Raw genomic sequence first — 5422 nt, 5'->3', positions numbered from 1 at the left:
ATTGATTCTCAGGTAGGAAATGACGGGATGTCAGGATAACATTCGGCCGACCGCCCCGGTTGATGCTTCGGGGCGGTATTTCAGCAGCCTGCTAGTGCTGCGGAGAAGCTTGATGCCGTCCTGGCCAGGGCCATGGCCGGCACCAAGGTCCCCGCCGCCGGCGTGCTGGTGATGCGCAACGGGCAGGTCGAAGATCAGGCTGTCGCTGGCGTGCGCCGCAATGACGGCAAGGATGCCGTCACGCAGGATGATGTATGGGTGATCGGGTCAACCGGCAAAGTGATGACGGTGGCGATGATTGCGCGCCTGGTCGAACGGGGTGCCCTGTCCTGGGATGCGCCACTGGAGCACATGCTGCCCGATCTTGCCAAAGCCATGCGCCCGGAATATCGCCAGGTCACATTGGTCGATCTGTTGTCGCACCGCGCCGGTTTGCCGCGTGATCTGCGCAATAGCAAGACGCTCAACACCTATTTTGGAGACACCCGCGCGCTGACGCAGCAGCGGCTGGCCTACATCACTTCTGCGCTGAAGGAGAAACCAGCGCAGAAACCACGTTCGACCTTCAGTTACAGCAACACTGGATTCCTGATCGCGGCTGCAATTGCAGAACGCGCCACTGGAAAGTCTTACGACGAACTGATGCAGGCTGAGGTCTTCGGGCCGCTCGGCATGGCCACAGCGGGTAGCGGTGCGACCCACGATGGCCAGATCCGCGGCCATAGCAAAGGCAAGCCGAAACTGGAGGTCAAACGGGAAGCGGACGGGGTGCCGGCCATGTATGCGCCAGCCGGGCTCTTGCACATGAGCCTCGCTGACTGGGCGCGTTTCAGTCTCGACCAATTGGGTGGCGCCAAAGACAAGGGCAAGCTGTTGCAGCCGACCAGCTATAAGTTGATGCAAACGGCCCAGCCGGGTAGTGGCGCCGGTCTCGACTGGGGAGTGCAGGCCACGATCGCCGGGCGCAAGGGGCCGGTACTGGTGCATCAGGGTTCCGATGGCAACTGGCTGGCGGTAGTCGTGCTATTCCCCGAGCAGGACAGCGGCGTGCTCGCGGTGGCCAATGCATTTGAAGACATGGGGGCCGATGTGGTCATCAATGGGATGCTGGGTCCGTTGTTTTCGACGCTGGCCCCGGCCAAATAAGACTGTGCGTTGAAGTCGCGGGACCTTTTTGATTTGCCTGTCCTGTCCGTGCGGGGTGTTTCGCGTTGGTTTGCTATCTGCATGTTTGCCCAGTCAACATTGCCGCTAAAAATGGGGCTCAGCATATGCCTAGCAAATAGCCGGTTCCTTTTCGGATTGTCAGGAGCTCTTGGCGGTTCTTTGATTCGTGTAAGCCAACGTGGACCCAACTATCGTACTCCAAAATCAACTGATCAAAAGGCAGCTTCATCTCAGAAATATGAAGGGCCAATTGGCGCGGTGTCATCCCATTGACATTTATGTCTGCAGCCAAGCCGCGAAGATGGGCGCTGTTGCTGGTGCCGCCGACTGCGAGATTGAGCTTTGACGAACGGAAAGCACTTGAGATCCGTATTGGCTGCTTGACGCTTGCGCGTATCTTCTCCATTGCCTCGGCCAAGTATTTAAGGTTGGTCAACTCAGTTTCGGTAGGCAAGTTAAGAATTCCCAGTCGCGCCGCTGTCTGCGATTCAGTCATTTCACGCAGCGTAAAGTGAGGGGTCAGCTTTGCCGTCGCCGTTGGTTCATCGTCATAGCGCAGTCGGCAAAATCCACCCATAACCTCGGTACAGTCGATGAATGTCCAGCCTTGGAGCTTTATCAGGTCTTGTTGGAGTTCGCAATCTTCGCATGGAATGTCTACTATTGGCATGGCTGTCCCCTAGTCTTTGATTTTAGCGAGTTCGCATACTTTAATGGCGTGGCCCCGCAGCAGGCCAGTGTAGTAGCTCGAATCCGGATCAAGCTGTACGATTTTGTTGATATAGGCCTTTCGCGCCGTCCGAATCTCATCAGCGTTCCTCAAAGCCCCTGCAACGGCGTCAGAGTCGTTTTTGAAGAGGCGTAAGCTCACAATGTTGTCTGCGACTTCTTTTAGAAACTTGTCTTGCATGCCCGTAAAGCAGTTCACTCCGGCGCGGACATAGCTATTTTGAAGGCGCTCATCTTCGCGGAAAGCTGCAAGGCGTGATTGAGCTTTTGATTCCAGCGCCGTTTTGATCTCTGGCTTCTTGGCTAATTCATTTGCTGCCACGCCAGTCGCAAAAAACTGCTTCACGTCTGCTTTTCCGTTTTCGCGACTTGGTTCTTCGTCAATGTCCAGGGCGGCCAAAACTGAAGGATAGTCGGAAGCTTTGGGGCCAGCAGGAATGACGGATATCTCATTGCGCTTGTAACCTAGTATGAAGTTATTGATCGCTGCTGCTCCAAAACCGACCTTGAATCCGGCAGTTGTATTTGTGCCGAAAAACATGACGGTTTTGTCGGCTGCGATTCCGTTGTCGCCCTCATCCGTTTTTTCGGTGTCGGCGGTTGCACTCAAAGAAAAGGAGTCATTTTGTTGGAGCAGTGCTTTCTTCAGATTTACTTGCTCTTTAGTGGACTCCACCTGCTTATTGGGTTCCAGACCCAGTACGATTCCAGCAGCATCGCCAGTGGCATAAACTTGCCGGATCTTACGGTTGATGAGTGAGCCGTTGGTTTCTAGGTCCGCATAGACTGGTGGGGCGGACTTACCTTTATAGCGCGGAGCGTAATAGCCCTCAACACGATCGTGCGCAAAGCTGGCGCTGGCGGCAGTGTTGTCAACGTTGATGCCGATTGACGTAGACGTAACGAAAACGACATTCTTTGGTGCCGTGGCGCAGCCAGTTAGGGCTAACAGGGCTATCACGATACTAACGAGGCTGAGGCGGATATCCATAAACTTCTCCTGTTAGTATGAAAGGCTGTTCGATGCGCACACAACTATGCCTGTGGATTCCCGCAACAGTGTTGTCGCTGTAGCCGATGCCCAGTGTGTTACCGAGTGGTGTCGTGCTGAAGGCTAGTCCGACGCTGCGGATCCGGATCCAATCCGCCCCCGTTTCTGCTGGAGCAATGGTTGGCGGTACGTTGACGTACGCAAGGCCCACCGCATTGCGCGTGCCGTCCGGGGATATCCACGCTATCGAGCAACCAGACAGTAGTAGGCCGATGATTGGCATGATCAAGAGCATAAGTTGACTGAACTGATAAGTGTATTTTTCGGAGTAGTTGGCTTCACTCGCGCGGCAAGGTTCTGCCACAAGACTGCTACTCCGATGCGTGTCGAAATTTTGGACGACGTTCGTTGATTCGACCGACTTAGGCGAAGATCACAATTCCGCGTTTTGCACGAAAACTGATATATAGGATAGATCCTACATCGCGTAGGAAACTAATCAATTGTCACGAATTAAATTTTGGCGGCTCTAATCATTCCAACCGTTGCGTGCGCACTGAAAATTCGCTGCCCTTGCGCGGGACTCTCAGGGCATGCAAGCGACTGGCAATTCCGAAAGCCGAGCTAACGTATAACGAGCCATTTTTACAACCTTCCGCCAAGGATTTTCGCAGTTGTGAAAATTAGATAGTTTTACTAGCGCATGTGAGACGTAGGATTGCTCCTGAGCGAGCGGAGAGTGCGATCAAGCAAGAGCAGCGCGAGTCGTCGCCAATAACAGATTAGGTAGCGAACAGCAGGTGTCTATAAGTACTTTGAGCTTGAACGTCACATCAATTTGACCCGAAACAGGGAGATTGGAATGCGCCTGCTGCTTTTTCTGATGTTTGGCCTGCTTTTCGAATCGGTTGCAAGTGCCGACGATGGAAAGGTTAATAGCGCATCGTTTCTCGAGAAGCTGGCGGGAAAACATGAAGATTTTTCGGAATTAAAACGAATTCGGCGAAAGATGGTTCGTGAAATAGACGCAGCTGAGCGTGAGATTAGAAACTTGGAAGCTGAGATTGAGCAGCTTTCGCGTGGACTAGAAGATGCTCCGAGAGAGTTGCAGTTTCTAAAATTTAAGGTAGAAAATGCTAGCTCACGTATTTCGAAGTTAAAAGAAATCGACAAGACGGCAGGTAATCCGGGAAAAAAGGAGATTTCTGCAAAAGATGGTTTGTTTTCCCTGAATTCTGATTCTGATGATCCGGCTGTTTGGGAAGGAAGGAAAAGTGAACTGGAAACTAGAATTAGAGAGATAGAAAATAAACAACAGCGCCTGAAAGTTTCGGAATCAGAATTAAAAGGTAGACGAGAGACACTTTCCATAAAGCAAAATGAGCTTCTCGACCTCGAGGATCGGATTGGTAATGCCCTTTCTACAGGAACAAATCAATATATATATAGGACTGTAATTAGCTTGGTATTTGCCGTAATAGTATTCTCGCTGGTCTTGAAATTTTTTGTAATTGTTGAAAATAACGAGGCTGTGAAGCAAAGTATCTTTTCTGGAGAAGCCGGAATTCAGTTTATAACGTTATTTTCTATTGTGATTGCTGTAATATTGTTTGGGATTCTTGATATCTTGGGTGCAAACGAATTGTCTGCACTTCTTGGTGGCCTATCCGGTTATATATTGGGAAAGTCGGCCCCCAGAGGTAAGCTGAGTACGGGAGATGCGGATAGCCATGGCTAACTGGGGAAGAAGCAATTTGTGCTCTTGATTGCCGCCAATCTGGCGTTGGAAAAGGAGATCAACCAATGGATGGGCAAGCGTAACGCACTGCTGGGTCGTTGTGACTATGGTTGGTATTCAGATAGCTTCTGACGGGAGTGGCCAAGCGAGAAGTCGGGGGCTGCTTTCATTCACTTGCCCTTGTCCGTGCTGGGGTGGATGTTTTGAGCTGGCCAGTCAGCTAGTTCGTGGCGCAGCAATGCATACACGTTCATGTCGACGTGCTTGCCACGTACGAAATTTGCTCCGCGCGCCACGCCTCTTTGGTGAACCCACATTTGATGGCGACGCGTTCGGACGCCAGGTTGCGGGCATCCATGCGGATCTCCAGCCGATTGATCAACAGGCCGTCGAACAGGTGGCGCACGAGCAGGCGCACGGCCTGCGTGGCGATGCCTTGGCCTCGGAACTCGGTGGAAAGCATGGCGTAGCCAATTTCGCGCGCGTCAAAGTAGGGGACCGAGCGGAAGTGCCAAATGGTACCGAATCCGGTCTGAATAAATCAAAATTCAGAGCGACGTCAGTTGCCATCGGGACTGCCGGCGTATCGCCAGGTTCAGTGACGACATGAGGTCGGCGGAAATCTGGGCAAAAAGAAGCCGTAGCTTCCTGAGGATCATGCGCAGGTTGTGCCCGCATCCGCACAACAGCGCATGGAACGCGTCGCCGTCGGTCCCTTTCAGCCAATTACGCCGCAGGCGCCCGTCATTTTTCATGTGCCCGATTGCTGGCTCGATGGCGCTGCGGCGGCGGATGTC

5 protein-coding genes and 1 pseudogene are annotated in these 5422 nt (G+C 52.6%); 2 read left to right on the top strand and 4 right to left on the bottom strand.

Features of this window, described 5'->3' with window-relative positions:
- Nucleotides 1-120: 120 nt before the first annotated feature.
- Entirely contained in the window at nucleotides 121-1146 is a 1026-nt protein-coding gene (locus BM269_RS28790) for a serine hydrolase domain-containing protein (protein WP_255372321.1), read from the top strand.
- A gap of 118 nt (nucleotides 1147-1264) precedes the next feature.
- Here BM269_RS28790 and BM269_RS28785 read toward each other — a convergent pair whose 3' ends face one another.
- Together BM269_RS28785 and BM269_RS28780 are read right to left on the bottom strand one after the other, a co-directional pair.
- Nucleotides 1265-1837, bottom strand: coding sequence for a D-Ala-D-Ala carboxypeptidase family metallohydrolase (locus tag BM269_RS28785; RefSeq protein ID WP_229204840.1), 573 nt, complete (start codon nucleotides 1835-1837; stop codon nucleotides 1265-1267).
- Nucleotides 1838-1846: 9 nt separating this feature from the next.
- A complete protein-coding gene (locus tag BM269_RS28780; protein ID WP_090446015.1) occupies nucleotides 1847-2887 on the bottom strand; it encodes a hypothetical protein in 1041 nt (346 codons plus the stop codon).
- A gap of 862 nt (nucleotides 2888-3749) precedes the next feature.
- Between BM269_RS28780 and BM269_RS28775 the strand changes: the two genes are divergently transcribed.
- Entirely contained in the window at nucleotides 3750-4625 is an 876-nt protein-coding gene (locus tag BM269_RS28775; RefSeq protein WP_090446011.1) for a hypothetical protein, read from the top strand.
- Nucleotides 4626-4875: 250 nt separating this feature from the next.
- On the opposite strand, the gene BM269_RS28770 is transcribed toward BM269_RS28775, so the two are convergent.
- A complete protein-coding gene (locus BM269_RS28770; protein ID WP_255372320.1) occupies nucleotides 4876-5142 on the bottom strand; it encodes a GNAT family N-acetyltransferase in 267 nt (88 codons plus the stop codon).
- Nucleotides 5143-5173: 31 nt separating this feature from the next.
- Nucleotides 5174-5422 (bottom strand): annotated as a pseudogene (locus BM269_RS28765) (hypothetical protein); the annotation flags it as partial.

The organism is Duganella sp. CF458, assembly GCF_900113115.1.
In the GTDB taxonomy this organism is placed as follows: domain Bacteria; phylum Pseudomonadota; class Gammaproteobacteria; order Burkholderiales; family Burkholderiaceae_D; genus Rugamonas.
This window is presented reverse-complemented; position numbering and strand designations above follow the sequence as displayed.

Coding starts and splice junctions, on each gene's coding strand:
- BM269_RS28775 (WP_090446011.1), top strand. CDS start 3,750: ATGCGCCTGCTGCTTTTTCTGATGTTTGGCCTGCTTTTCGAATCGGTT.
- BM269_RS28780 (WP_090446015.1), bottom strand. CDS start 2,887: ATGGATATCCGCCTCAGCCTCGTTAGTATCGTGATAGCCCTGTTAGCC.
- BM269_RS28785 (WP_229204840.1), bottom strand. CDS start 1,837: ATGCCAATAGTAGACATTCCATGCGAAGATTGCGAACTCCAACAAGAC.